The sequence below is a fragment of the Paenibacillus sp. FW101-FHT12H11 genome (genome assembly GCF_058790355.1).
The window spans coordinates 159,238-183,025 of sequence record NZ_JBYTCO010000011.1; the positions used below are offsets into that span (position 1 = coordinate 159,238).

Consider the following 23,788-nt stretch of genomic DNA (forward strand, 5'->3'; position numbering starts at 1 on the left):
GGCTGCCAGGATGCAGCTCGGTTTTTTGCTTCGATATGGTATACTAAGGGGATGATAATAAGCGCTGGGGGAACAAGCATGAACGGGAAACGAATAATTATTGTAACTGGCGGCACGCTTGGCGATTGGGCGCTGGGGGTCATTCAAAAGAATGATGTATTGGTCGGCTCAGACCGCGGTGCCTTGTATTTGATTCAGCACGGCTATAAACCTCATATTTCACTAGGGGATTTCGATTCGGTAACGGCTGAAGAGTTAAGCCTTATTCGTTCTTCAAGCCTATCGTTTATCGAATGCGACCCTATCCATAAAGATTTGACCGACACAGAGATGGCCTTTAATTGGGCTCTTGCCGAGCAGCCTGAGCAGGTCATCCTGCTGGGTGCCCTGGGCACTCGCTTCGATCATTCGTTAGCCAATGTGCATCTGCTGCGCAAAGGAACGGAGTTGGGCATTGCCTGCTCCATTATCGATGCTAATAACCAAATCATCGTTATGAATCAAACCACTCGCATTGAGCGTGGACACTATTCGCATATCTCTTTACTTCCGCTTAGCCTGGAAGTTACAGGCATTACACTCCACGGCTTTGCGTATCCGCTACATCAAGCGACGTTACAAATCGGCCAATCCCTCGGGATCAGTAATATCCTTAACGAACCGGAAGGTCTCATCGAGCTGCAGACGGGTCTCCTCTTGGTTATTCAAAGCAAAGATTAAACAAAGTTCCAATTTCCAGTAATCTCTTCTACAAATTAGGTATAATTCTCCCAACCATTGCTTACAAATAGAGTAATAGACTATTCCTCTAGAAATGGTTGGTGAGCCTATGAGCTTTCGAAGAAAGGGAATCCTGTCGTTTGCGTTATTTATCGGGATTATCACGATAGTGCTGCTGCTCTTAGTCAGCTGCCTTCCCTCTGCGGAGTATGGAACTGAGGAGGAGGCTGACGCAGCGGCTGCTTACCTCATTACGGCTGCCGGTGGACAACAGGAGCATCCCGCTGTACAAGCGGACGAGCCTCCGGCAGAAGCAGAACCGGTTACGGCACCTGCTGCTGTGCCTAGCGTTGTACCTGAGGCTGTAACTAATGCGATACCTGGCGCTGAACCAGAGCAAGATTCCAACGTAGGGACCACCCTGTTTCATCCACTCTCTGAGGACACGAAACCGGTTCCCTCTTCTGTTACTACGAACACTTATGTGCCTATCGTTCCGCCAAAGATCACGGGCAAGACTTCGTCCAAAGTCAGTATCCCTGTGCTCAACTACCACAGTGTAGCGATAGATCCAGGGAATATTGTTGTCATTTCTCCGGATAAGCTGGAAGCACAAATGGCGTATTTGCACGATCACGGATACACACCGCTCTCACTCGATGCGTTTATAAGTCTTCTGGAAGGAGACACATCCGAGAAAGCTCCGGAGAAGCCGATACTGCTGACATTCGATGACGGCTATATCGATAATTATGAGCAAGCGATGCCGATTCTCGCGAAATACGGGTTCCCTGCCACACTCTTCGTCTCCCCTGGCATGACGGAACAGGACGGCTATCTCAATTGGGAGCAAATCAAGAAGATGCAGGCTGGAGGCTGGGACATTCAGCCGCATGGCATGTCGCATCCTCACCTCCCCAAGCTGACGGCGGATGAACAAGCGTACGAAATCGTGGAAGCCAGAAAGCTGATTGAGGAACATCTGGGCACCAAAGCCGATATCTTTTGCTACCCGTACGGCGAACGTAACAAAACAACGTTGAAGCTGCTTAAGCAGCACGGATTCCGATATGCTTTTACCATCGATCAAGGATTTGCAACAAACGAGCAGTCCCCTTTCCTGCTGAAACGGCTTTTTGTTAATGGCGAGGAAGATTTACAAGCTTTCGAGGCCAAGCTCCTTAAGCATAAATAAGGGGCTTTTTCTTTCTGATATATGGTTCAAAATATCTACTTTCATAGTATAATATGCCTATTAATGAAGAGGAGCCTCTCCATGTCACAACCAAATAAACGCTCCAGTTTCAGGCTGCATCTCCAAATACCTTTAACCGCCCTATTCAAAATTATAGGGATCAAAAATAAAGCCGCCGACACGAAGCATTCCAAAATCATGATCAGGGACATCAGCGCAGGGGGCATTCGTATGCATACGCCCTTGAATCTCCCTACCGAGATGAGCTTGCTATTGGAATTTACGTTTCATCTCTTCCATCAAGAAATGAAAATACTAGGCATCATTAAACGAAAAACGATGCTGAAGCCCTCCCTCTATGAATACGGGATTGAATTCAGCATCGCAGATAAAGCGATCGAACAGCAGTTGACTAGCCACCTGATTATGTTGGGTTCTCGTTTGAGACACACCAACGTCTTGGCAAGCTGCAGCTTTTGTTCCGATGAAGATATGGATGATATTTATGCCATGACTTACGACCTTACATAGCGGCAGCCAGAGCTTGCACGAACTGCTCCAAATAGCGCTGATCGAGTTCATCAAAACGGTTCAGGCTAGGGCTATCGATATCCAGCACGCCGATCAACTCGCCCCCGCTAAGGATCGGAACGACGATTTCCGATTGCGAAGCGGCATCGCAGGCGATATGGCCCGGGAACGCATGAACGTCGGGTACTAGCACCGTTTCCCGAAGCTGTGCGGACGTGCCGCAAACGCCTTTACCCAGCGGGATCCGAACGCATGCCGGCAATCCTTGGAAAGGGCCCAGAACAAGCTCTTCCTTCTCTTGCGCCTTATCCACCAGATAGAAACCCACCCAATTCACATCGGTCAAAAACTGCCCGAGCAGTGCCGCGGCATTGGATAAATTGGCAATTCGGTTTGGTTCATCATGTATCAATGCTTTAACTTGCTGAATCAGCAAGGTATAATTCTCTTCTCTTGTTCCTTCATAACCTGACTTCGCGAACATGGTCTATCATCCTTCTTCCCCTTAACATTCTTGCTCTCTCATCATACCAAAAAGTGCACATTTCCGCCAAAGGATAAGATTTACCTGTTACTTCCCTATCTGAATACAAAAAAGACAGCCGCACACGTCGAGATGCCGGCTGTCTTTCATTTATTTTTGCCCGTAATAGGCATTAACGCCGTGCTTTCTCAGAAAGTGCCGATCCAGCAGCGTTTGATCCATAGGTTGGATCGCTGAATTCAGCTCGAAGGTGCGATAACCAATCTTCGCGACCTCCTCTAGAACGACTGCGTTATGCACCGCATTGTGCGGGTCCTTCCCCCAACTGAAAGGGGCATGGCAGTTCACCAGCACGCCCGGTACCATTGCCGGGTCGAGATCGCGGAACGTCTCGATGATGACGTTGCCCGTCTCCAGCTCGTAGGCTCCTTTAATCTCAGCCTCCGTCATGAGACGCGTGCAAGGGACTTCGCCGTAGAAGTAGTCCGCGTGTGTTGTGCCCAGGGCAGGGATGCCTCTTCCGGCCTGCGCCCAGCTTGTCGCCCATGGCGAATGCGTGTGCACGATCCCGCCAATGGCCGGGAAGGCGCGGTACAACGCCAAATGCGTCGGCGTGTCTGAGGAAGGCTTCAACGTGCCTTCTACGACTCGGCCTTCCAGATCGACGACCACGAGATCTTCGGCCTTCAAGTCCTCGTAAGGCACACCGCTAGGCTTGATCACGACAAGCCCTTGCTCCCGGTCAATCCCGCTGACATTGCCCCACGTAAATGTGACGAGCTGATATTTGGGCAAATCCAAATTTGCTTCCAGTACCGCTTGTTTCAAATTCTCCAGCACGTGTACTCAACACCTTCCGATATGAATGTACGTATAATGTACTATTATACACTTGTACGTACATGTTATCTAGATAGTGGAGATATAAAGTTTTAGGTGCACAACTTGTATGTACACCTCACTTTTTAATGCTGTTCATGATTAAGCATGTATAATTGAAAAAACAAGGGTTTTGCCATCCGGCTCAAGCCGCGTCTCCACAGAGAAACTGCCAATCTGCTTCGTCGTTGTTTCCAGTACGCCCTTCGCTGCGGCGCGCTCACACGTATCCGTAAAGTGGCGATAGAAGATATCCGCATCATAACCAAAAAGGAAATCCGTAAACTTGCGAATGCTTTCCATATTACGCGCCAGAGTCCCATCCTCCAGGCGAACCGTTACGCCATAGGTCAAAAATTGCGGATCAAGCCACAACGATGCTTCATTACTGTTACGTATAGCCGCTGTCGCCCCGTTCACGGCAAGCGCTTTGGCATCCGCATCACGGAACAGGCGGAGCGTAGTTTCTTCCAAGTCATAATTCGTCCCTCGCAGCTTGCCTGCCTCCTCCATTATGCTGTAAGCATCGAGCATGCGCTGATCAGGGAAGATGAGCTTTTTATAGCTGCCATCCTTGGTAGGTACAACTTTAATGAAAGCGTCTCCCTCGTTTTTCACATTGATCCTCTTGGACTTCGTCTGTAAGCGAGTAATGATTTGTAAGGCTTCCGCACGGGTAACATCTCGTCCCACACCAAAATACCCGTTCGGGTATCCTTCCATAATCCCTTTCGTCATCGCTTCGCCGATAAATTTCTGCTGTCTGGACGTTGCGCTTTGCAGATCACCGAATTGGGAGGCCGCTTTGAGGCTGTATACCTCATCTTCCAAATATTCGGTTTCCTTCAGCAAGTAATACAAAATCTCAGCTACGTCTTCACGTTTCAGCTTCGCCTTATAATCCGTGAACTGCCCTTTACTAATGAAATGAAGATCACTGGCCAAATCCAGGTATGGCTTCGCCCAATATCCGACCGTGCTTGGCTTAAAGGTGAAATCCCGATAATCCTGTTTCAAAATGCTCTGATTGCCCGCGCTTAGCGCCTGCAGAAAGCTTGTTTTCCAGTTGCGCTCACCGTTCGGAAACTTATCCGTGAACGCAAGCAAAACGATTTTCACGAATTGGTCAGCCGTTACCGCATCATCTGGTCGAAACGTTCCGTCCGGGAAGCCGTCCAGCAGCCCTTGCTGCGCCATCTGGGTAATCGTCTGCTCCGCCCAGTGCCCGCGTATGTCCGACATCGTAGCCGCTTCGCTTTTTGTTTGTCCAACCCCTATGGTTATTACACAGCAAGCCACTGCTATGGCTATCCATTTATTCAACTGCCCCATGTTAAAACTCTCCGCCCTCTACAAATTTTTGATACCAACTTGTACCATTCTCTAGGATAAGGCTTCTATTAACCTTTGAGAATAGCCTTAAAGCCTAGTAAGAGAGGAGTGCCAAGCACTAGCAGGATTGGGTCTATAGCCGCAGGGCGGGGCTTTCATCCATGAAGCTGATTCCGTCTTTCTGCGTATCAAAAAGGACCACACCCTCTACAAGCGTAGAAAGTATAGTCCTATTATTCCGGCACTCAGCCTAACTTTCTGCCTGCGCCAACGGTTTTCATTGAATTGTAGTAACGGAGCCAATCTGTTATGTATAACATTTTCGTTAGGAAATCCGGTGCGCTCCCCTGCAGGTAGGCATATTTCTCCTGCTGCAGCAGCTGATGCATCTCAAAGCTTTTCTGAAATACGGCTTTCACGAAGGCCTCTTCCGTTTGCGGCTTGTGAAGATCCGTTCCCCGAGAGAGTTCAACTTCCTCAAAAATCACGCCTCTATAGTAAGGATGCACATTGATCTGTCGCCCCATATCCACGTATGCAAGACCTGTATACTCAAAAGGCAGCCAAATTAAATTCGTCTTCTTATCTTCCAGTTTAACGGTATACACTAGGCCCATATTCAAAGCAACTGGCTGAGGGTAATTGTTAATGACTCCGGAACGCAGGTGATCCATGACATGCTCAACGAAATTCATTGTGTTCTTCCTCTCCAAAGGACCTGATTTACATGCAGTATCCTTCCTACATATTGCGTGCTAATACCTTCTATTGTCAAGGCTGCAATTCGCATTCTTCCTATTATTTGCATAAAAAATACCAATACCTGCAATACTAATCCAAAGACATTTTGAAGTGAAGAGGACGGGTTTCCTTTGCCAACACATTCCACCCCCCGATGGACAATGGCTGCTGTCAGAAGGTTCGATATTATCTACGCCCAGCGCCGCAACCCCTTCATGGTTGCCTGGTGGTCGGCTTCCTTCCCTGGCTTTGGGCATCTGCTCATGTACAAAAATGCAACAGGTGTTCTGTTAACGCTTTCCGAAGTCATTATTAATTCATTGGCCAAAATCAATCTGGCTATGGTGTATTCGTTTAGCGGCAATTTCGCGATGGCAAAGCAAGTTTTGCATCCCAATTGGCTATTCGGTTATATGTTTATTTATTTTTTTGCAATCTGGGACAGCTATCGCTGCTCCATTGAAGCGAATAAGCACTACGAACTGTCTATGCTGGAAAACGGCCGAATCCCCGTACATCTCATGCGTTCAACCGGCATCCAGTTTCTTGAGAAGAAGAGACCTCTTATCGCCGCTTATTGCTCATTTCTTTTCCCGGGTCTTGGACAGCTTTACAACAAGCACATTTGGCTTGGCTTTTACGGCATTTTCTGGTGGTGGATTTATCTCACATTTTCTCACTTCTATGAAGCCCTTATGGCTCTCATCCTGGGTCATAACCGTATGGTTGTCAGTATTCTGAACCCTCAATGGCTCATGTTTATGCCTTCCGTTCTAGGAGGTGCCATGTACCATTCTTATACCAGCTCGATTGAACAAAATCGGCTTTTCCGCATAACCCAACGTCAGCATTTAACCGATTATTATGAGAAAGCCAGGATCGCATCGATGAATGGAACCGAGATGAACTCCCCTTTGTGGATGATTGGCACATTTGAGCATTGTACGGAGTTAGAGCAAGCTTTAAGCATGTTGGAGCACAGCGGTATTCATCCAGCCCGCATTCGCCCCGTCCTCATGGACGCCCATGCAGATAAATCATTATCTATTGTTGATCAACGCTTTGATCGTACAGCTAAATCCGTTGAAATCGGCTTTGCCAGCGCAACAGCTTGCAGTGTCTTTGGGATTAGCCTAGGCTTCATCCTGGAATGGGGTCCTATCATTTGGGGACTTATCTACGGTTTTGGCGGCTTCCTGCTCGGGTTCGGTATCGGACTCCTTATCAAATCCAAACATTCCCTCCCTCATCAAAAGCATAAGCTTCCGGAAGTGACGGTGCTGGTCCAGTATCTAAATGAGAAGGAGGCTGAGCTCATTCATGCAACGTTCTGGCGTTATAAAGCTATCACCGTGGGTAGAATCGACCGCCAGCACGCTAATCCTGCACTTTAAACGGCTGAACAACACGTTGGAACGCTTCAGCCGTCTTAGCTAGACGGATAATCGATGTCCAATTTCTATATATAGGATCCTTTCTCTTCCCCGGCTCAAAACTCCTCCAGAATCCGACCTACTTCTTTTCTACAAATTTTCTTCATACTCCGACTCTTGCGGCAATATCCTTTCGAATTATTTAGGTATGGGATGATGCCGTGAAATATTTTTGGGCGTTTTGCGAACTTTTTGGAACCTGCAAGCGTCTAATTCAGAGAGGTGAGAGAATGGAGACGACCGGTGTCCATGTATTTGAGTATTTAAAGTACGTGTCTGAAACAACAGATCAAAAAGTCATTCTTCGCAATTTGATGGAGACCTACGGAAATGATGTTTGGAATTACGCTTTCAGCATTTGCCGCAACTCAGACTTAGCTGATGATATTGCCCAAGATGCCTTCCTAAAAGTTTATCGCAATCTTACTACATTCCGCGGCGAAGCTTCGGTTAAGACTTGGCTTCTTACGATTACGCGCAATACGACTTATGACTATTTACGCAAAGCCTTCTGGCGCAAAGTGACCCTTGTTGGCTTCATTCAATCTACAGGTACATCGAGTTCCGCCGAAACAGAAGCCATGGAGAAATTATATGCCAGCGACATCTGGAAAAAAGTTATTTCCCTTCCACCGAAATATAGGGAAATTCTGATTTTGCATGCCCACTATCAGCTCTCAACGAAAGAAATGGCGTCTATCCTTAACATATCGGAGGGAACCGTTAAATCACGGCTTCATCACGCCAGACTCAAGGTGGTCAAATTGAAGGAGCGTGAGGCTCTTGAAGAATCCTGATCCGGATGATTTACGCAAACAATTGGAATCAGGACCGCTTGAGCGCCCCGGCTTTACTTCCAAGCTTCAGCGCGAGATTGAAGAAGCGGTTGAACGCAAAGAACGAACGAAGCCAAGGATCAAGCCTGTGCTTTGCTTCGCTGGTGTCGGTGCAATCGTGGCCGCGATCTTGCTTTTCCCTTGGAACACGCTACATACCCAAAGTGATGCCGCACCTGTGGCAGATACAGCAATAACAGCAACAACAGCGTCCTTAAACCTCTCTCCTACGCCGATTACCACGGCTTTGCTGATTGGCTTAAGGACTGAGCATGAACCTGCCAACGAGCCTGGGCGCGCGCTGAAACCTATGCGTTATAGTACCTATCGCACGATGCTGATCGCACCTGTTCGCGGACAACTGCAGAAGACGTCCGAAGGTTCGGGGATTCTTATGCCTTATAAGCAAAACTTCTGGAAAATCGACTCGCTGGTCCATCGAACGAAAACGGATGAATTCCATTACTTATCCGCTCATTTGGCGGATCAGCCTGTGAAACCGGAAACTTTCCCGGATGATGAAAGCGAACAGCTCAATCGGACAGAAACCCTCCTATTTGCGGGGAATCAATATGTGTCTATTGCCGAGGCGGAACAGACCGTGCGAGGCGGTGCGCCCTATCAGGCAGATCGCATCTGGGTCCGTACCCTGCCGCAATTAAAAGAAGGCCACACCGTACAGTTCTACAACAAGCCGGTGGACAAGAATCATGTGTCTATCGCTGATGTCTATGGCACGAACACGAATATCAGCGGCGTGCTCGCCAGTGTATCCAGCAGTTTGCGCGGCGAGGTATCCGGCGAGAGCTGGACGGTTCAGCGCGAACCAGGGCACTGGGTTGGCAAGGTCGCTGAAACGCCGCGTGTGACAACCACGGCGGCAGTACCCGACAGCTATGCGCTGCATGACTTCCCGCGAGAGCTGCCCGATAAAGTCGTCAACCACGACGATCTGTGCTGCAACTGGAACGCCATTCGGTCTTCCTGGCCGCAAGCGACCGATGCTTTGACTTCGCCGATGAACGACATGCTCGTTATCTTCGAAGACGGCAAGCTCAAGTTCTATCCCTACGGCCAGGCACCCGGCAGTGATCCACAGCTTGTGCTGAATCTGCTCCCCGGTGAGCAGCTTGTCATGGCGCAGTGGGCCACGGATCATTATGTCGAGGAATGGATTGATAAGGTTGGCCGGTATTTAGCACCAGAGACGGATAAACGCGTGCCGTCAATTGAATAAATAAAGGAAGGGTCCATTCTCCAGTTATTGGGAATGGGCCCTTTTTTTCATTGTCACTTGCTTCATCTCCTGAATACAATGTTACAGCTGAATGCCTAAGCCTAAAGAGCTTAAGACGAAAGGATGACGATAAAGCACAATGAAAAGATCATATAAGCTCACCGAAATCGCCGGCAAAATCGGAAAAACACGTGCATCTGTGGTCGAATGGTCCAATCACTTTCGTGAATTTCTTCCGATCGTAGCTGTTGACGGGTCACTCAGATACACGGAAGAGGCCATCGAAATGTTTCGAGCCATCGCCAGGATGAAAGACGCCAATAAGCCACTTAAGTTCATCAAAGAACAGTTACAGGAAATGCGTGATAAGGAAGCTCTTTCACCGCCTAAAGAAATACAAACCACGCCGCCTGAAGCTCCGGCTCCTTCAGTTTCCTCTACGGCTCCTGCTATTTCCGGCTCCAATTTGCCCCCGCTGGCTGTTAACAAATCAAACGCGCAATTTAGTAATGATACGATCGAATTACGTAACTCGGTGCAGCTCCTCAAGCAAAAGATAGAATCGAACAAAACGCCAGAGAAGTTAAAGGACTACACAGATAACCTGAATCAAAAAGCCAGTATAGCGTCAGTTACAGCTGGCAGAGCTTCATCACCTGCTTTGGATCCTTCCAACTTTCAGTTCGATCTTTTAACACATAAATTCACAGAGCTAAGCGCCATGGTCCACTCTCTCATGCAGAAGGTCATAAAAACACCGGAACAAACAAGTAAGGAAGAAAACTTGGTAACCACCGTTGAGGCATTGGATACGCGCTATCATAGCGTTTCGGATGAAATCGCGGACCTGCGTAATGAAATCCAGCGTCTCGCACAAGCGCAAGAACTAGCGCAGGAACAAGCGCAAGAACAAGCACAAGTTCAAGCACAACCCGAAATTTCGGAGACCGATCTCAAAAGTGAGATACTGTCCGCTGCCACAGAATTGCTGAAACCACAAGTCGAGGGTGTTTCGGAGGAAGTACAAATGCTGGGCAATCGATGTGACGCCCTTACGGAGGAAGTCACGGAACTGAGCAGCGTCAATCAGATTCTCGTTAACAAGATAGCTGAGCTCATTGAACAGGACATCCGCAGTGAAATCGCTACAACCATTGAATTGTTACACAGACAATTTGAAGGTGCTTCACTTAAAGTGAAAGGACTTCAGAACGTGATTCAGGCTATTCAACAGCAGATCCAAGAAGCTTCTGAACAAGACGTCAAAGGTGAACTGCTAATTGCCACAACGGAGCTGCTGAACCAGCAGTATGAAGGCATTACTGGGGAAATGAACCAACTGAAAGAAGAATGGAACAAAAAATACGATGACATGTTTCAAAAAATGACGGCACAGCAACGATTGCTTGATAAGATTGCCGAATTTTTAGGTTATCCGGTCATCAATTGATCGTCATAGATTGCATAAATAATAGGCCTCCCTTCACGCAGCAGCGGGCTCTATTATTTATGCATTTGCTGTTTCATGTGGTCAGCTTACCTGCGACGTCTTCTTCCCATGATTCAAGCTCATGAAAACATCAATAAACGTCTGCGCATAGCGGGGATCCCACTGCGTCCCCTTGCCCTCCGCGAGAATGGCCATCGCCTTCTCGACCGCCATCCCCTTCCGATAAGGACGATCGGAGGTCATGGCATCGAACGCATCGGCTACCGCGATGATGCGCCCAAATTCCGGGATCTCCTGGCCTTTCAGGCCGTCCGGATATCCCTTGCCGTCATAGCGCTCATGATGTGAGCGCACGCCCGGGAGCAAAGGCGCCATCGCCTCCGCCGGCTCAATTTGCTTCAGGATCGATTCGCCCAGCACCGGATGCAGCTTGATTTTCTCAAACTCCTCATCCGTCAATCGGCCCTCCTTCAGCAGTACATTGTCGCGAACGCCAATCTTCCCTATGTCATGCAGCAGGGCTGTTTTTTTCAACAGATCGAGTTCCTGTTCACTTAAAGCCACAGCTTTTCCAATCAGAAGAGAATACTGGGCAACGCGTGTGGAATGCCCTGCCGTATAAGCATCTCTAGCGTCAAGGGCAGCAGCTAAGGTGGAATAATAACTCTGCAGCAGCTGATTATTCATGCTCTCGCGTGCTTCAAGCCCTTTGACCATATGATTAAAACCTGTAACCAATCTTGAAAATTCATCGGAATATAAATCCGAAGCCCTAACCTGCAAGTCCCCGGACTGCACTTGTTTCATCGCCTGGTACAAGTCTCCGATAGGCTGTTGAATATCTCTCGCCAGCATCCGTGCCCCAAGAGAGGAAAACCCCACGCCAAGCAGCAGAATGATACCTGCCCACTTCCAATAATCCACCGTAAAATCCGATGGCTGTGAAAGAAGACGAATTTGCGTGGCTAAGCTAAAAAGAAACAACGGCATCGTTCCAATCAGGAACGCGCTTAGCTGGAATTTGCGCTGAATGGAAACAATCACACGCCCATCCAAAGAGACGTCCTCTCCATAAAGGCGATGGCCTACCTCGCGGATATGGATAAGCACCGGCCTGATCGCCCGGGCTGTCGTGAAAAATTCAAGCAAAGCATGCATGCTCGCCACAAGCACAGCACCAATTCCTGCAAGCCCTATATAATAGGCAGGAAATGAAAGCCAGCCCATCGCAATCCCGATGGACGCCATCGTCATGGCTGGAATGGACAAGCCAAGAAAATGGGGTCCCAAAATGCGTTTCACGGAGAGCGCTGGAAAGCGGTGCGTTTGCAAATAAGCATCCCGAATGGACGTTAAACCAGGCGCCTCCTGCTCCAGCAGAACCCGAATGGGCTGCATGTGCCGGCGAAACACCCACAGCTCCGCCAACAGCATGACGCCCAGGGAAATGGTCATAATGAAGAAAATACGCACCATTTCTGCATTCGAAATGGACAAGGTCGTTGAAATAATGACCCCGCCAACCACAACAACAGCAATGCCTGAACCTATGATATAGTTACGAATCAAATCTCGCAGAAACCTTTGGTAAATAACCATGACGGATGCCTCATTTCACACTAAACTTAGTCCCTATTGTATAGCAATCCGATCTTTTATGCTTATAAAAAAATGCCCTCAGCCCTAGGGGCCAAGGACAATCGTATCGATTCATTCCGGTTCCTTATTCACATTAGGCGCATTAGGCACATTAGGCACATTAGGCACATTAGCCACATTGTCCTTGCCAAGGAAGGCGCGTGCAAGCTCCGTAACACTCTGGCCTGTTAATGTCTGCGTAATTTCAGGCACTTGGGCGATCATTTTGACGATATCGCCTGTCACTTTGTTCACGCCGGATGTCGCACCGTCTTGGGAGATCACCGTGATTTTGTCCACGTTGCTCAGTGGCGCCGCAATCTTCTCCGCTAACTCCGGCAAAATGCGCAGAATTTCCACCGTCACCGCTGCCTGCGTGTACTGCTTGTAGGCTTCAGCTTTCTTCTCCAGCGCCTCCGCTTCAGCAAGTCCCGCCAAGCGAACGACTTCCGCATTCGCTTTCCCTTTGGCGAGCTCCGCCTCGGCTGTCGCTTCACCGCGCTTTCTCGTCGACTCGGCATCCGCCTCGGCTTCGAGAATTTGCCGCTGTTTGTTCACTTCGGCGCGCATAATCGCAGCCTGCTTCTCCGCTTCGGCAGGCTTAATGACCGACGCCTCGAGTTCCTTTTGCTTCAGCTCAACTTCAATCTGCCGTACGGTCTTGTTCGCTTCAGCTTCCATCTGCCTGATTCTCACCTGCTCCGTCACGAGCGACTGCTGAATCTGCTTCTGCTTCAGCTCATAAGCCAAGTCCGCTTCCGCCTGCCGGCTCGTCGTTTCCTGCTTGAACTCCGCTTCCCGCATGCTTAGCTCCTTGCGGTACTGCGCCTCTTTGGCCGAGGCGAGCGTTTCAGCTTCAACCTTCAGCTGGTGTGCTTCTGCTTTGCGAATCGCCGATTCTTTGTCCGTATCCGCTTGTCGGATCTGGATGTCCCGTTCGACCTCGGCTCTGGCAATGCTGGCGCTTTTACGGACGCGCTCCACTTCCGGTACTCCAAGGTTCTCAATGTAACCTTGATCGTCCGCTACACGCTTGAGGACGAAGGAGATCAGGCTCAGCCCCATTTTATCCAAATCCTCCGAGCACGTTTCCCTCATCTTGCTGTTCAACTCATCCGGATTCTTGAGGATAGCTTCAACCGTTAATTGTCCAACCAACCCACGCAGATGCCCCTCAACGGAATGAAGAATCATCATTTCACGCTCCAGCAGCGTGTGGTCCAGAAACTGCTCGGAAGCCGTGGCGATGGCGATGGGGTCGCTTTGAATTTTGATCTGGGCAACCGCCTCGATCTTAAGCCGTATCCCCTGTTGCGAGAACATGGGCTGATCCGGCTTGACGTCGAAGCTCATGAGCATCATCGAGATTGTTTTGTAGCTCTGAAAACCCGGAATGACGAACGTTCCTCCGCCCTGTACGACGCGTTTGCCGCCCAAACCGAACACGATCATCGCCTCATTCGGCGGAACTTTCTTATAGGCTCTAACAATGGTAGTAAGTAAAATGAAAACAACAAGTACAATCGCAACAACCGTATACAAAATCGTTAACGTCATCAAATAACCTCCCGGAAGTTAGTAATACCTTCAAGCTTAGTCACTAAATTGACTTACTGTAGCGACGCCTTTGTCCATATGAAGAATGACGACCCTTGCTCCTTTGGGTATCGATTCTCCAAGCTCGGATCGAACGCTGATGGACCGTTTGGTCCCCTGCAACACAATCACCATCTCGCCGATCCCCTTCCCGTTAATGGGCACAATCAGCTTCCCTAACTGTCCATTGAGTTCAAAATCGCTTTCCCTCATGCTGTCATCATGCTTATAGATGACTTTGGCATAGAAAAGGAAGAACAGCCAACCTACAAATAGCCCGGCGCCAATAGCAATGAGCAGGATCAATAAACTGCTGGTCATTCCTACCTGATTCAGCATATACCCCATCCCGCCGAATACCGTTAAACTCGCTAAAAGGGAAGACAAGTTGAAAAAGGACGGTCCCCCATGGCCATGGGCTCCTCCGGTATCTCCATGGACTTCAAAGAAGTCGCCTCCAAAAAATGTAACAAGAACAGTTAACACAAGGCCTACAAAAAAACATACCGCAAACAAAGTCATCATAGACGTCACCTCCTTGTGGCCTCCTTCAGGAAGCATAGTCCGTCTAATAAATATATACGAAATTGGTAATAAAAGGTTGCGGTCAAAAAATAATCCGTTTGCACGCGAATCCTTCTTTGGTGCATCGCGTATAATCATTGGACGTCTTTTTGTTAATTCTATTAAAACTAAGGAGTAGATTAGCACATGTACAAAAAGAAAATGACTTGGTGGGTATCCGCCGCCATGGTGTTCCTGCTGCTTGCGCTGACAGGCTGCCAAGCTGTACAAGGCTTAGACCTTGCTGAGGCGATTAAAAACAGTGCAACCGTGAAGTCCTCCGAATCCAAAGGCACCTTGCAGATTGAGTTCGTTCCCGGCGACACCTCCAAGCTAACAGCTGACGAGCAGAAGTCGCTCAGCGCTCTCCAAAATGTAAAAGTTGAGCTTACGAACGTGAAAACACAGAACGCCCAACAGACATCTGCAGAAGGTACCATTACATACGGGAAGGGCTCCATCCCCTTTAAGCTCGCTACAGAAGGCACGAAAATTATTTTGAGTATCGAAGGCGCGAAAAAGCCGATTGTTTATGACGTCTTAGGCGGGTCAGATGCAACGCTCACCAAAATGCTGCCAACCGTCATTCAGGAACAGTTCGGGAACAAACTAGCCGAGATTAAATCTTCGGTTATTGGACTTATTTTAGCGAATACGGCAAATCCTTCGCATATTTCGGTCACATCGGTTACGGACAAAGTTAACGGTGCCGACCTCTCCCTCCAGCAAGCACATATTGAACTGAACGGAACTGAGCTAGCCACCCTGCTCCAGAAACTGTTCAGCAATATCTTGGCGGACGAAGCTGGTTTAAAAGACCTGCTGAGCCAATTGTACGATGCTTTGTCACCTATAATTGAAGAACAAGTCAAGGCCGGTTCCGCAGACTTCGCCCTAACGATTTTGAGCAACAAACAATTAGCCATCGGACTCGTGTATGAGCCTATCCGTGATTTCCTGGAGAAAACAGCTGCTTCTTTCGAAGAAGCCATTGCGGGGAATACCGAACAGGGTGTAATGCCTATTAAAGGCCTGTTTGACGCTAAATCCACGCTGCAGGCTGATCTTTATATCGATGCTGATAAATTCATTCGTAAGCAAACACTTGCGGCCAATATCCCGCTTCCGGATAAAGGCACTGGCGTTGCAGGGCTTAAAATTTCCTTCGCAAGTGAAACTTGGAATATGGATAAGCCGGTTACAGCCGAGGCCATTGATGTCTCCGACGGTGCCGTGCAAGTTGGTAAGGACGCTGCCTCCTTATATCGCGTGCTGGATAACTTGGATAAACAGTCTACTTTCTACAAAATGCTTCGCGAAGATATGAAAGTAACGAAGAAGGAAGTTAACTTAAAGCTGGCGGATGGCGATGCTGGCTCAACGAGCGATACACCGCAGCCATTCATTAATGCAGATAACAAAACCATGGTGCCGGTGCGTTTTATCTCCGAAAAGCTTGGCGCTGAGGTTGGCTGGAACGGCGACTTGCAGGAAGTTACTATTAAAGACTTGTTAAGCGGTAAAACGATTGTGCTGAAACTCGATAGTAAAATTGCTACGGTTGACGGTGCTTCCATTGAGTTGGAAAGTGCTGCAACGCTCCATAATGGATCTACCTTCGTGCCAATTCGTTTCATCGCAGAGTCGCTTGGCGGTAAAGTATCCTTTGACGATGAGACTCGTGTGGTGACAATTAAACGCGATTAGTATCTTGGAATAAGTGTATGGGCAAACGCACCTTTTTCGGACGGCTGAATAGTCTGTAGTGAACCTAGGCGAAAAGCCTACCGATGCGCGCAGCCGCACGAAAAAGGAGCGAAAGCTATGTATACGAATCCGTCGCAACACCCCGGACATCATGGATCGCAAGTTCTTTATCAAGCAGAACCAAACTGGCAGCATCAAATGATGCACAAGCGTAACGCAATTATGGGAGCTGTTCACCCCCATGTCGGTCGTACGATTCGCGTCACAACCATAGACGGGCAAACGCATGAAGGCGTACTGGTGAATGTGGATGGGCACCACGCTTATCTGCATGTTCCCCCGCATGCTCAGCCTTACGGGCACCATAGACCTATTTATACGCCTGCTCAGTACAATCAAATTTTGACGTTAGTTCTGTTCGAGCTGCTAGTCATTTTATTGCTTGCTTAAGAGAAAGTTCGCCCCCCACTTGGTCCATAAAGGCCTTGCGTGAGGTGCGGGCTTTTTTCATTCTCTATAAGCCAGCGGTCTCATGCCGAACCTTTCAAGCGTATAGGCTTCTTCATTCTTCGTCTCAGCCAGATGCGTATGAAGCCGTACGCCCTTGGCTCTAGCCAGCTTCGCCGATTCCCGCATCAGATCGGCGGAGACGCTGAAGGGTGAGCACGGCGCCAGCACCACCTGACGCATCGAGCCTGCGCTGGCATCGTGATAACGATCAATCAGCCTCTCGCTGTCAGCAAGGATCGTATCCAGGTCCTGCACGACGCTCATAGGAGGTAAGCCTCCTTGATCCTTGCCAAGCGTCATGGACCCTCTGGAAGCTACGAAGCGAATGCCTAGGCGCTCAGCCGCTTCAAATTGTTTATCGATGAAATGGGCGCTATTTTGCTGCGGAAATACATAATGATGGTCGAAAACGGTGGTACACCTCAGTATAGGAAACTTTTGGCAGTGCATCAATCGGTTTGAAATGAATTTTCATGAAATTGGAATAAGCTCCCTTCGAATTGGATATATTATCAAAGCTGCGTTAACAAGCTGTCAGGTTCTGAATGATCCAAGAGCAACACGCAGGAACAAATTATTGGAGGTTTATGTCTACATGGAAACAGGTACGGTAAAATGGTTTAATGCAGAAAAAGGATTTGGTTTTATCGAAATGGAAGGCGGCAATGATGTGTTCGTTCACTTCAGCGCTATTACAGGGGAAGGTTTCAAAAGCTTGGATGAAGGCCAACGCGTACAATTTGAAGTTGTTCAAGGTAACCGCGGACCGCAAGCTGAAAATGTAGTCAAGCTGTAGTCCTTACCACATATTGCTATACACTGCTTGCGAGTCTGAGGCTGAGTCTATAATGACAAGGAGGAGTTCACATGTACTTTTCAAAGAAATCGATGGAACCTGTGCCCGAAGAGCAAACGAACATTTGGACCTGCAGCACGGAACAGTGCTCATGTTGGATGAGAGATAACTTTTCATTCGACGAAAGTCCGGAATGTCCGATTTGTCATTCTGCCATGGTCAAGGATTCAAAGATGCTCCCAACCTTATCGAACACAAGCAGCAGGCGATAATTAGTAATACAGCCTACGGTAGTACCCGAAGCCCTTATTGTCTCCGAGAATGGAGGCAATAAGGGCTTTGCTATTTTTAGTGCTATGAACAAAATAAAGGTTGAGCTTTCGCTCAACCCAAAACATATAAATTCTTATCTTTTGAAAAAGGGCCTATTTCAATGAAATGGAGCCCAGCAGTTCCTCGTTGAGGAGAAAGGAATCATTGGAGGAGTTAATTTCCCTCCGTAGTTTAGCTTGTTAAGAGCCCGGTGGGAGCGAATTTTGGCGGTGGAGAACACCCGACGCCGCTAAAAATCCAGCGTTACTGAGACATTTGGCGGAGGGGGCATCCTCATAGGAGAGGTAAGCTAGCTAGCTACTTGGAGGAACTACAGGGCGCTATTCTAACAAATTAAGCCCGTTTCAGCGTTCAAGCGGAACTGCAGGGCCCTATTTGACCGCCTAACCCGATTTCTTCAAGAACCGCTTATAATTCACCTTTTGCAACAAATGGTTGTATGATGTGCAACGAAAGACCGCAATCGCGGTCTGACCACACCATTACGTTGTATGTAATGCAACGTAGCCCTTCAACTTTGCTGCACAGCCGTCTTTTTTCTCATCTACGGAAAAAAGAGACCCGCGAAGGAGTCTCCTTGTCCATTTTTATAAAATCGTACGCTGAAAATCTGCTTCATCATAGGCTTGGTACTCGCTGGAGGGCTTCGCCAGGACAAGGATTTTCCCCCGATCCAGTTCACCTTCCAAACGACCGGCCTCTACATCAGGCACGCCGAGAGCCTTCATCTTCGCCCTAAGCTCATCGCCGCGGGAACGGAAAAGATTCGCAATAGCCGTCAGCATGCCCTCCTCCTGCATGGTAATCTGCTCTGCACCCGTATAATTTGCGACGAAATCGGTACCTTCAGCACTGTGCGTCAGCACATAAATGTGTTCCCTCGAAAAGCCTTCCCTGTACAATTGCTGTACTTTCTCCTGCGCTTCTTGAAGATTGGTTGTCACACTCACTCTTGTGTAAGTACTCATGGTAATTCCTCCTCTTTCGATTGATTTTATAGGGTAAAGCGATTGTTACTGTGAGTTCATGTAGACTAGATGCCTCGGCGTCTGCCGAAAATCAGCGATACGACAAACATGATCAGGAATACGAAGAACAGGACTTTGGCAATTCCTACTGCCGCTGAAACAATTCCAAAAAATCCGAATACACCAGCTACGAGAGCAATGATTAAGAACATGACAGCCCAGCCTAACATAGGAAACACCCTCTTTTCATCAGTAATTTGTGTTGCTTGGCTATGATATCTATTAACCGCTTGTCCCTAAAATGAAACATTTTATCGGTGGAAAATCTCCCGCTCCATTCTCTCCAGCCTCTGATCCATCCGTTCGAGCAGTTCCTTCATCTCCATATTCTCTTGTTCAGCCCTATAATTAATGGCAAAATCCAGGATGGCCTCCTGCTTATCTCGATTCGCCTGACGATTCTGGCTCATGAGGATAACCGGCGCTTGAAAAGCCGATATACACGATAATATCAAATTCAGCAAAATGAACGGCGGCTTATCGTAGGCAAAACGCGTCAGATTGAGCAGCATCCAGCTCACCAGAAAAAGAGCGAACAGCACGATAAACGTCCAGCTTCCGCCGAATACCGCGATGCGGTCGGCAATGCGGTCCGCCCAGGACGATTTTTTGGCCTGCTGCTGTGTCAAATGCGACTTGATATTTCCTTGATACTCTCTGACCATTGCAGTAATTCGGGTCAACTGCTCGATATTAAGCCTGGCATGCGTATCGCGTTCCAACTCTTGGATCAACTTGTCGGGTATGCGCTCATTCGGAGACTTCTGCTCATCAACTATGCTCATTGTAATCTCCTTCTTTCTGGTGATTTATAAACATTGTTAACCGTAGCCGCTGCGGGCGAAACAAGGGTGATGGAGTCTATTCTCCTAAAATAGCTTGTTCCATACAGATAGAGAGAACTGTGGGCCACTATTTTGCCGTTCCCGCCCGATAAGTGTGCCACGGAGGCCGAATAGTGCTCTGCAGTTCCGCTCAGCGAGGAAAAATGCTCTTTTCCCCAAAAATAGAGTCTCTCAGTTCCCTCCCCGCAGCTAACAACAAAAAAACCACTTGAGACAACGATACCCTCATCGTCTCAAGTGGTTTTACCTCTTACGGTATATTCGTTCCTGCGGAACGTACTCCTCGTAATGCACGCCTTCCGGCACAAAAAGGATCGACTCCTTTTTGCCTAACCCGAGGTACCCGCCGCCGACTAAGCTGCCGTGAAACAGGCTGTGCACCTGGGTCTGCAGCTTATGATCAAAGTAGATCAAGACATTGCGGCACAAGATCACATGAAATTCGTTAAAGGAACCGTCCGTGGCCAAGTTGTGCTGCGCAAACATCAAGTTATCCTTCATGACCGGTTGGAAATAGGCGTACTGATGATCCGTTGTGTAATATTCGGAGAAAGCTTTGGTCCCGCCGGAATCCAAATAATTTTTGGTGAAATATTGCATCTGCTTAAGCGGGAATGCCCCTTTTTGCGCGGCATCAATCGCTTTCTCATTCATATCCGTTGCGTAGATCTTCGTTCTCTCCGCCAAGCCCTCCTCCTGCATCAGGATCGCCATGGAGTACACTTCCTCACCCGTTGCGCAGCCGGCATGCCAGATGCGAATCTCGGGGTACTTCCTGAGCTCAGGCACGACCAGATTGCGAAAAGCACGGAAAAAGCTGGGATCCCTGAACATCTCAGTGACGCGGATCGACATGTCATTGAGCAAGCGATCCACGAAGCCAGGTTCATGGAGAACCTTCTCCAATAGTGCAGTGACGTTCGGCAGCTTCTCTGCTTTCATGCGATTCAGAACCCGCCTCCGTAAGGAAGAACGGACATAGTGGCGGAAATCAAACCCGTACATTTGATACAGGCCTTCTAAGAGGAGATTAATCTCAATGTTTTGTCGTTCATCCTCATAAGGCGGGGTCTCCAAGTCGACGGGCTCCTCCACAGGTTTACGATTCAATGTTTTTTCACCTGCTTCGTTAGCCATACACGCATGAGCGAAAATAGCTGATCCATATTTAGCGGCTTCGTAATATAGTCGGAAGCGCCGGCTTCCAAGCATTTCTCTTTCTCACTTTTCATCGCTTTGGCCGTAAGGGCAATGATCGGCAGTTCATGCATATGCAGTTCTCCTCGAATCGCCTGCATGGCCTCATAACCGTCCATGACCGGCATCATGATGTCCATTAAGATGAGATCGTACTCGGCGCCTCCTCCTAACATCTCCAGGGCATCTTTCCCGTGATCCGCTACATCCACGGTGACTCCCTTCGTCTCCAACGCAGTAACGAGCGCGAAAACGTTGCGCGCATCATCGTCGACGAGCAGCACTCTTTTGCCTTGGAACAGCTGCGCATCCGAATGGATGACTTCCGCGTCCGAAATTATCGTTTCAACCGATGAAACGGCAGACGGCTCAACGGCTTGCGTAGAAATAATCGTTCGCTCTTCCACAGCCGCAGCAATTTCCCCTCCATGAGAATCATTGCCGGGCGTCTCATGATCCTGCTCCGTTTCAATTGCGTTAGGCACGTAGAGCGTAAATGTGCTGCCCTTGTGCACCTCGCTTTTCACAACAATAGAGCCCCCAAGCAGACGCGTAAACTCGCGGCAAATGGATAAACCAAGCCCTGTTCCGCCGAATTGCCGGTTGGTTGTGCCATCCACCTGGCGGAACGCTTCGAAAATGACCTGCTGCTTGTCGATGGGAATCCCGATACCGGTATCCGTAATCGAGATGGCAAGCACTTTTTCTGTCGGGTCTCTGTGCAGGAGTTCCTTCACACGAACCGGGTCGGCAAGCGCGATTTTCATCATCACGGAACCTTTTTCGGTAAATTTAAACGCGTTGGAAAGCAGATTCTTCAATATTTGCTGTAGGCGCTGACCGTCCGTCTGAATGACATTCGGCACATCCGGATCCAAGGTGATGTCAAAGTCGAGTCCCTTTTTCTCCGCCACCGGAGCAAACATAAGCTTCATCAATTGCGGCAGTTCGGTCACATTGAAATCGTCCGTCATGATTTCTATTTTGCCCGCCTCGACTTTGGATAAATCCAGGATATCGTCGATCAGCGCCAGCAAATCCTTCCCTGCGGCATTCACCACGCGCGAATATTCCACAATCTCTGACATTTGCAAATCGCCGTTATTTTCCGCCAGCATCTGGGACAAAATCATGATACTATTGAGCGGCGTACGCAGTTCATGCGACATATTGGCAAGAAAATCAGATTTGTACTGAGAGCTCGTCTCCAGCTTTAACGAATAATCTTCCAGCTCGTCTTTGGCCTTCTTTAATTCCAACGCCTTTTGCTCAGAGAAATGGTTCTGCTCTTCTAAAAATTCGTTGGTCATGCGCAGCTGTTCCTGCTGCATTTGCAGCTCTTCCGACTGCGCCTGCAGCTCCTCGGATTGCGCTTGAAGCTCTTCCGTCAATATTTGAGACTCGGATAGCAATCGCTCTACTTCCATGCGGCTGCGCACATTCGTGATGGCCGAACCAAACTTCTCTTGCAGCGAGTCAACCAAGGTCAAATGCTGAGCCTGGAACGTATGAAGAGACGCTAGCTCGATGACAGCCTCTGTGTGGCCATCCACAAGAATGGGCGCTACCAGTAAGGTACGAGGGACCGAAGCACCTATACCAGACGTAAGTTTCACATGATTTTCCGGCAGGTTATCAATGAGGAAAATACGCTGATCCACCGCACATTGGCCAACCAGACCTTCTCCCAACCGGAAAACAGCCGCAGCAGGATCCTTCCCGGACGCCGCATACCCGGCTATTTTCACATAGCGAGTTTCTTCCCCGACGTTTTCACGAAGGTAGACAACCCCATAGACGCTATCCAGCATTGGCGCCAATTTGCTGATAAAAGTTCCACCCAAACAGCCGATATCATTAATTCCCTGATACAAAGTGGCGACTTCGGCGATATTCGTTTGAATCCAGTTTTGCTTCTCCAAATCTCCCAACATATCATTAGTCGCTTCCGCCAACTCTCTTATTTCATCATGGCTGGTCAGTTCAATTCTCGACGTCAGATTCCCTTCGGAAGATGTAATATAACGAATCATTCTCGTAACTTGCTTGATCGTACTCGTAATAGAATTAGATAAGACCAGTGCTACAATTATTGCAAAAATAGAAATGATGCCAAGAAGTGTGAAAAGCACAATTTTAAGATTATTATTACTTTGAGCGAGCTGCTCGGCTCTAGCCGTCGTCAGCTGCTTTTCTGCCGCAAGAAAAGAATCGAATTGGGTACGCAGTTGATCCATCAGTTTTTTTCCTGAATTTTGCCTGAAAAAATCCTCAATTGCCGCCTGTTTGTTTTCTTTCTTCATCAGAATCACATTATCACCGGCCGTGCGGATCCAACTTTGGATCGTCGGCTTAATACGCTCCAAACTCTCCTTCTGAGCGGGGTTATAACTGACTAACTGCAGAAGCTTATTATAATTATCCAGCCATGTTTTGTTGGCTGTATCGTAGGGTTCCAAGTATTGAACGTCTCCAGTAATGATGTAGCCTCGCATGCCGGTTTCCATATCAACCATGTTTTTCTGTATGGCATTGATAAGATCATGCGCTTCCAAATCATGACTGGAGACGAAATCCACTTCCTTCTGCAGCGCATTGACACGACCGCTCACAATGAGAAGAGCAATTCCTAAGCATATGATAATAAATACATATCCCATTATTATTTTTGCACGTATATTCGCACGAAAAAATTTGCCCATAGCAGCCTCCTAGTACAGTTCATAGAGAACGTTA

The 23,788-nt window shown here is 48.4% G+C and carries 24 protein-coding genes; 11 read left to right on the top strand and 13 right to left on the bottom strand.

The features are described 5' to 3' along the window. Positions 1 to 78 precede the first annotated feature (78 nt). From AC3WTJ_RS30680 to AC3WTJ_RS30690, 3 genes are all read left to right on the top strand, one after another. The gene (locus AC3WTJ_RS30680) at positions 79 to 720 is read left to right on the top strand and encodes a thiamine diphosphokinase (protein WP_492524927.1); all 642 of its coding nucleotides are present in this window, start codon (positions 79 to 81) and stop codon (positions 718 to 720) included. Positions 721 to 829: 109 nt separating this feature from the next. Continuing rightward, positions 830 to 1,915 (top strand): polysaccharide deacetylase family protein, encoded by a 1,086-nt coding sequence (locus AC3WTJ_RS30685; RefSeq protein ID WP_492524928.1) that lies wholly within the window; start codon positions 830 to 832, stop codon positions 1,913 to 1,915. Positions 1,916 to 1,996: 81 nt separating this feature from the next. Next, a complete protein-coding gene (locus AC3WTJ_RS30690; RefSeq protein ID WP_315954974.1) occupies positions 1,997 to 2,446 on the top strand; it encodes a PilZ domain-containing protein in 450 nt (149 codons plus the stop codon). Here the strand turns inward: AC3WTJ_RS30690 and AC3WTJ_RS30695 are convergent. From AC3WTJ_RS30695 to AC3WTJ_RS30710, 4 genes are all read right to left on the bottom strand, one after another. Next, positions 2,439 to 2,930: a GAF domain-containing protein gene (locus AC3WTJ_RS30695; RefSeq protein ID WP_127457748.1), complete on the bottom strand. Its 492-nt coding sequence runs from the start codon at positions 2,928 to 2,930 to the stop codon at positions 2,439 to 2,441. The genes AC3WTJ_RS30690 and AC3WTJ_RS30695 overlap by 8 nt on opposite strands. Positions 2,931 to 3,080: 150 nt before the next feature. Then, positions 3,081 to 3,770, bottom strand: a complete 690-nt coding sequence (gene araD / locus AC3WTJ_RS30700; RefSeq protein WP_309492452.1) for an L-ribulose-5-phosphate 4-epimerase — start codon at positions 3,768 to 3,770, stop codon at positions 3,081 to 3,083. Positions 3,771 to 3,911: 141 nt separating this feature from the next. Next, complete coding sequence (locus AC3WTJ_RS30705) at positions 3,912 to 5,141, bottom strand: S-layer homology domain-containing protein (RefSeq protein ID WP_127457750.1); 1,230 nt, start codon at positions 5,139 to 5,141, stop codon at positions 3,912 to 3,914. 245 nt (positions 5,142 to 5,386) lie between these two features. Then, positions 5,387 to 5,836, bottom strand: a complete 450-nt coding sequence (locus AC3WTJ_RS30710; RefSeq protein ID WP_246239494.1) for a hypothetical protein — start codon at positions 5,834 to 5,836, stop codon at positions 5,387 to 5,389. A 177-nt stretch (positions 5,837 to 6,013) separates the two neighbouring features. Here AC3WTJ_RS30710 and AC3WTJ_RS30715 point away from each other — a divergent pair, with 177 nt between their 5' ends. From AC3WTJ_RS30715 to AC3WTJ_RS30730, 4 genes are all read left to right on the top strand, one after another. Next, on the top strand, positions 6,014 to 7,276 hold the full coding sequence (locus tag AC3WTJ_RS30715; protein WP_492524929.1) for a hypothetical protein: 1,263 nt from the start codon (positions 6,014 to 6,016) through the stop codon (positions 7,274 to 7,276). A 269-nt stretch (positions 7,277 to 7,545) separates the two neighbouring features. Further along, a complete protein-coding gene (locus AC3WTJ_RS30720; RefSeq protein WP_127457751.1) occupies positions 7,546 to 8,112 on the top strand; it encodes an RNA polymerase sigma factor in 567 nt (188 codons plus the stop codon). Beyond that, complete coding sequence (locus AC3WTJ_RS30725) at positions 8,099 to 9,388, top strand: hypothetical protein (RefSeq protein WP_492524930.1); 1,290 nt, start codon at positions 8,099 to 8,101, stop codon at positions 9,386 to 9,388. The genes AC3WTJ_RS30720 and AC3WTJ_RS30725 overlap by 14 nt, the downstream gene beginning before the upstream one ends. Positions 9,389 to 9,527: 139 nt before the next feature. Beyond that, positions 9,528 to 10,838 (top strand): MerR family transcriptional regulator, encoded by a 1,311-nt coding sequence (locus tag AC3WTJ_RS30730; RefSeq protein WP_492524931.1) that lies wholly within the window; start codon positions 9,528 to 9,530, stop codon positions 10,836 to 10,838. Between the two features lie 81 nt (positions 10,839 to 10,919). On the opposite strand, the gene AC3WTJ_RS30735 is transcribed toward AC3WTJ_RS30730, so the two are convergent. The 3 genes from AC3WTJ_RS30735 to AC3WTJ_RS30745 all read right to left on the bottom strand — a co-directional run bounded on the left by AC3WTJ_RS30735 (position 10,920) and on the right by AC3WTJ_RS30745 (position 14,597). Then, positions 10,920 to 12,437, bottom strand: coding sequence for an HD domain-containing phosphohydrolase (locus AC3WTJ_RS30735; protein ID WP_492524932.1), 1,518 nt, complete (start codon positions 12,435 to 12,437; stop codon positions 10,920 to 10,922). A gap of 111 nt (positions 12,438 to 12,548) precedes the next feature. Next, positions 12,549 to 14,033, bottom strand: coding sequence for a flotillin family protein (locus tag AC3WTJ_RS30740; protein ID WP_492524933.1), 1,485 nt, complete (start codon positions 14,031 to 14,033; stop codon positions 12,549 to 12,551). Between the two features lie 36 nt (positions 14,034 to 14,069). Further along, a complete protein-coding gene (locus tag AC3WTJ_RS30745) occupies positions 14,070 to 14,597 on the bottom strand; it encodes an NfeD family protein (RefSeq protein WP_492524934.1) in 528 nt (175 codons plus the stop codon). 186 nt (positions 14,598 to 14,783) lie between these two features. On the opposite strand from AC3WTJ_RS30745, the gene AC3WTJ_RS30750 reads away from it, so the two are divergent. Together AC3WTJ_RS30750 and AC3WTJ_RS30755 are read left to right on the top strand one after the other, a co-directional pair. Further along, on the top strand, positions 14,784 to 16,343 hold the full coding sequence (locus AC3WTJ_RS30750; protein WP_492524935.1) for a copper amine oxidase N-terminal domain-containing protein: 1,560 nt from the start codon (positions 14,784 to 14,786) through the stop codon (positions 16,341 to 16,343). A gap of 117 nt (positions 16,344 to 16,460) precedes the next feature. Continuing rightward, positions 16,461 to 16,793, top strand: coding sequence for an LSm family protein (locus tag AC3WTJ_RS30755; protein ID WP_492524936.1), 333 nt, complete (start codon positions 16,461 to 16,463; stop codon positions 16,791 to 16,793). Positions 16,794 to 16,850: 57 nt separating this feature from the next. On the opposite strand, the gene AC3WTJ_RS30760 is transcribed toward AC3WTJ_RS30755, so the two are convergent. Next, positions 16,851 to 17,303: an amidohydrolase family protein gene (locus AC3WTJ_RS30760; RefSeq protein ID WP_492524937.1), complete on the bottom strand. Its 453-nt coding sequence runs from the start codon at positions 17,301 to 17,303 to the stop codon at positions 16,851 to 16,853. 145 nt (positions 17,304 to 17,448) lie between these two features. Here AC3WTJ_RS30760 and AC3WTJ_RS30765 point away from each other — a divergent pair, with 145 nt between their 5' ends. Both AC3WTJ_RS30765 and AC3WTJ_RS30770 read left to right on the top strand, forming a co-directional pair. Further along, on the top strand, positions 17,449 to 17,649 hold the full coding sequence (locus AC3WTJ_RS30765) for a cold-shock protein (protein WP_028555458.1): 201 nt from the start codon (positions 17,449 to 17,451) through the stop codon (positions 17,647 to 17,649). A 71-nt stretch (positions 17,650 to 17,720) separates the two neighbouring features. Further along, positions 17,721 to 17,921 carry a cold-shock protein gene (locus AC3WTJ_RS30770; RefSeq protein ID WP_127457760.1) on the top strand — a complete coding sequence of 67 codons (201 nt, stop codon included), beginning with the start codon at positions 17,721 to 17,723 and terminating at the stop codon, positions 17,919 to 17,921. Positions 17,922 to 18,569: 648 nt separating this feature from the next. On the opposite strand, the gene AC3WTJ_RS30775 is transcribed toward AC3WTJ_RS30770, so the two are convergent. The 5 genes from AC3WTJ_RS30775 to AC3WTJ_RS30795 all read right to left on the bottom strand — a co-directional run bounded on the left by AC3WTJ_RS30775 (position 18,570) and on the right by AC3WTJ_RS30795 (position 23,754). Then, a complete protein-coding gene (locus AC3WTJ_RS30775) occupies positions 18,570 to 18,950 on the bottom strand; it encodes a YflT domain-containing protein (RefSeq protein WP_492524938.1) in 381 nt (126 codons plus the stop codon). 65 nt (positions 18,951 to 19,015) lie between these two features. Continuing rightward, a complete protein-coding gene (locus tag AC3WTJ_RS30780) occupies positions 19,016 to 19,180 on the bottom strand; it encodes a DUF1328 domain-containing protein (protein ID WP_127458160.1) in 165 nt (54 codons plus the stop codon). An 81-nt stretch (positions 19,181 to 19,261) separates the two neighbouring features. Beyond that, positions 19,262 to 19,795, bottom strand: a complete 534-nt coding sequence (locus AC3WTJ_RS30785) for a DUF1003 domain-containing protein (RefSeq protein ID WP_492524939.1) — start codon at positions 19,793 to 19,795, stop codon at positions 19,262 to 19,264. 303 nt (positions 19,796 to 20,098) lie between these two features. Then, on the bottom strand, positions 20,099 to 20,992 hold the full coding sequence (locus AC3WTJ_RS30790) for a CheR family methyltransferase (protein WP_492524940.1): 894 nt from the start codon (positions 20,990 to 20,992) through the stop codon (positions 20,099 to 20,101). Beyond that, positions 20,962 to 23,754, bottom strand: coding sequence for a CHASE3 domain-containing protein (locus tag AC3WTJ_RS30795; RefSeq protein WP_492524941.1), 2,793 nt, complete (start codon positions 23,752 to 23,754; stop codon positions 20,962 to 20,964). The genes AC3WTJ_RS30790 and AC3WTJ_RS30795 overlap by 31 nt, the downstream gene beginning before the upstream one ends. Positions 23,755 to 23,788 lie beyond the last annotated feature (34 nt).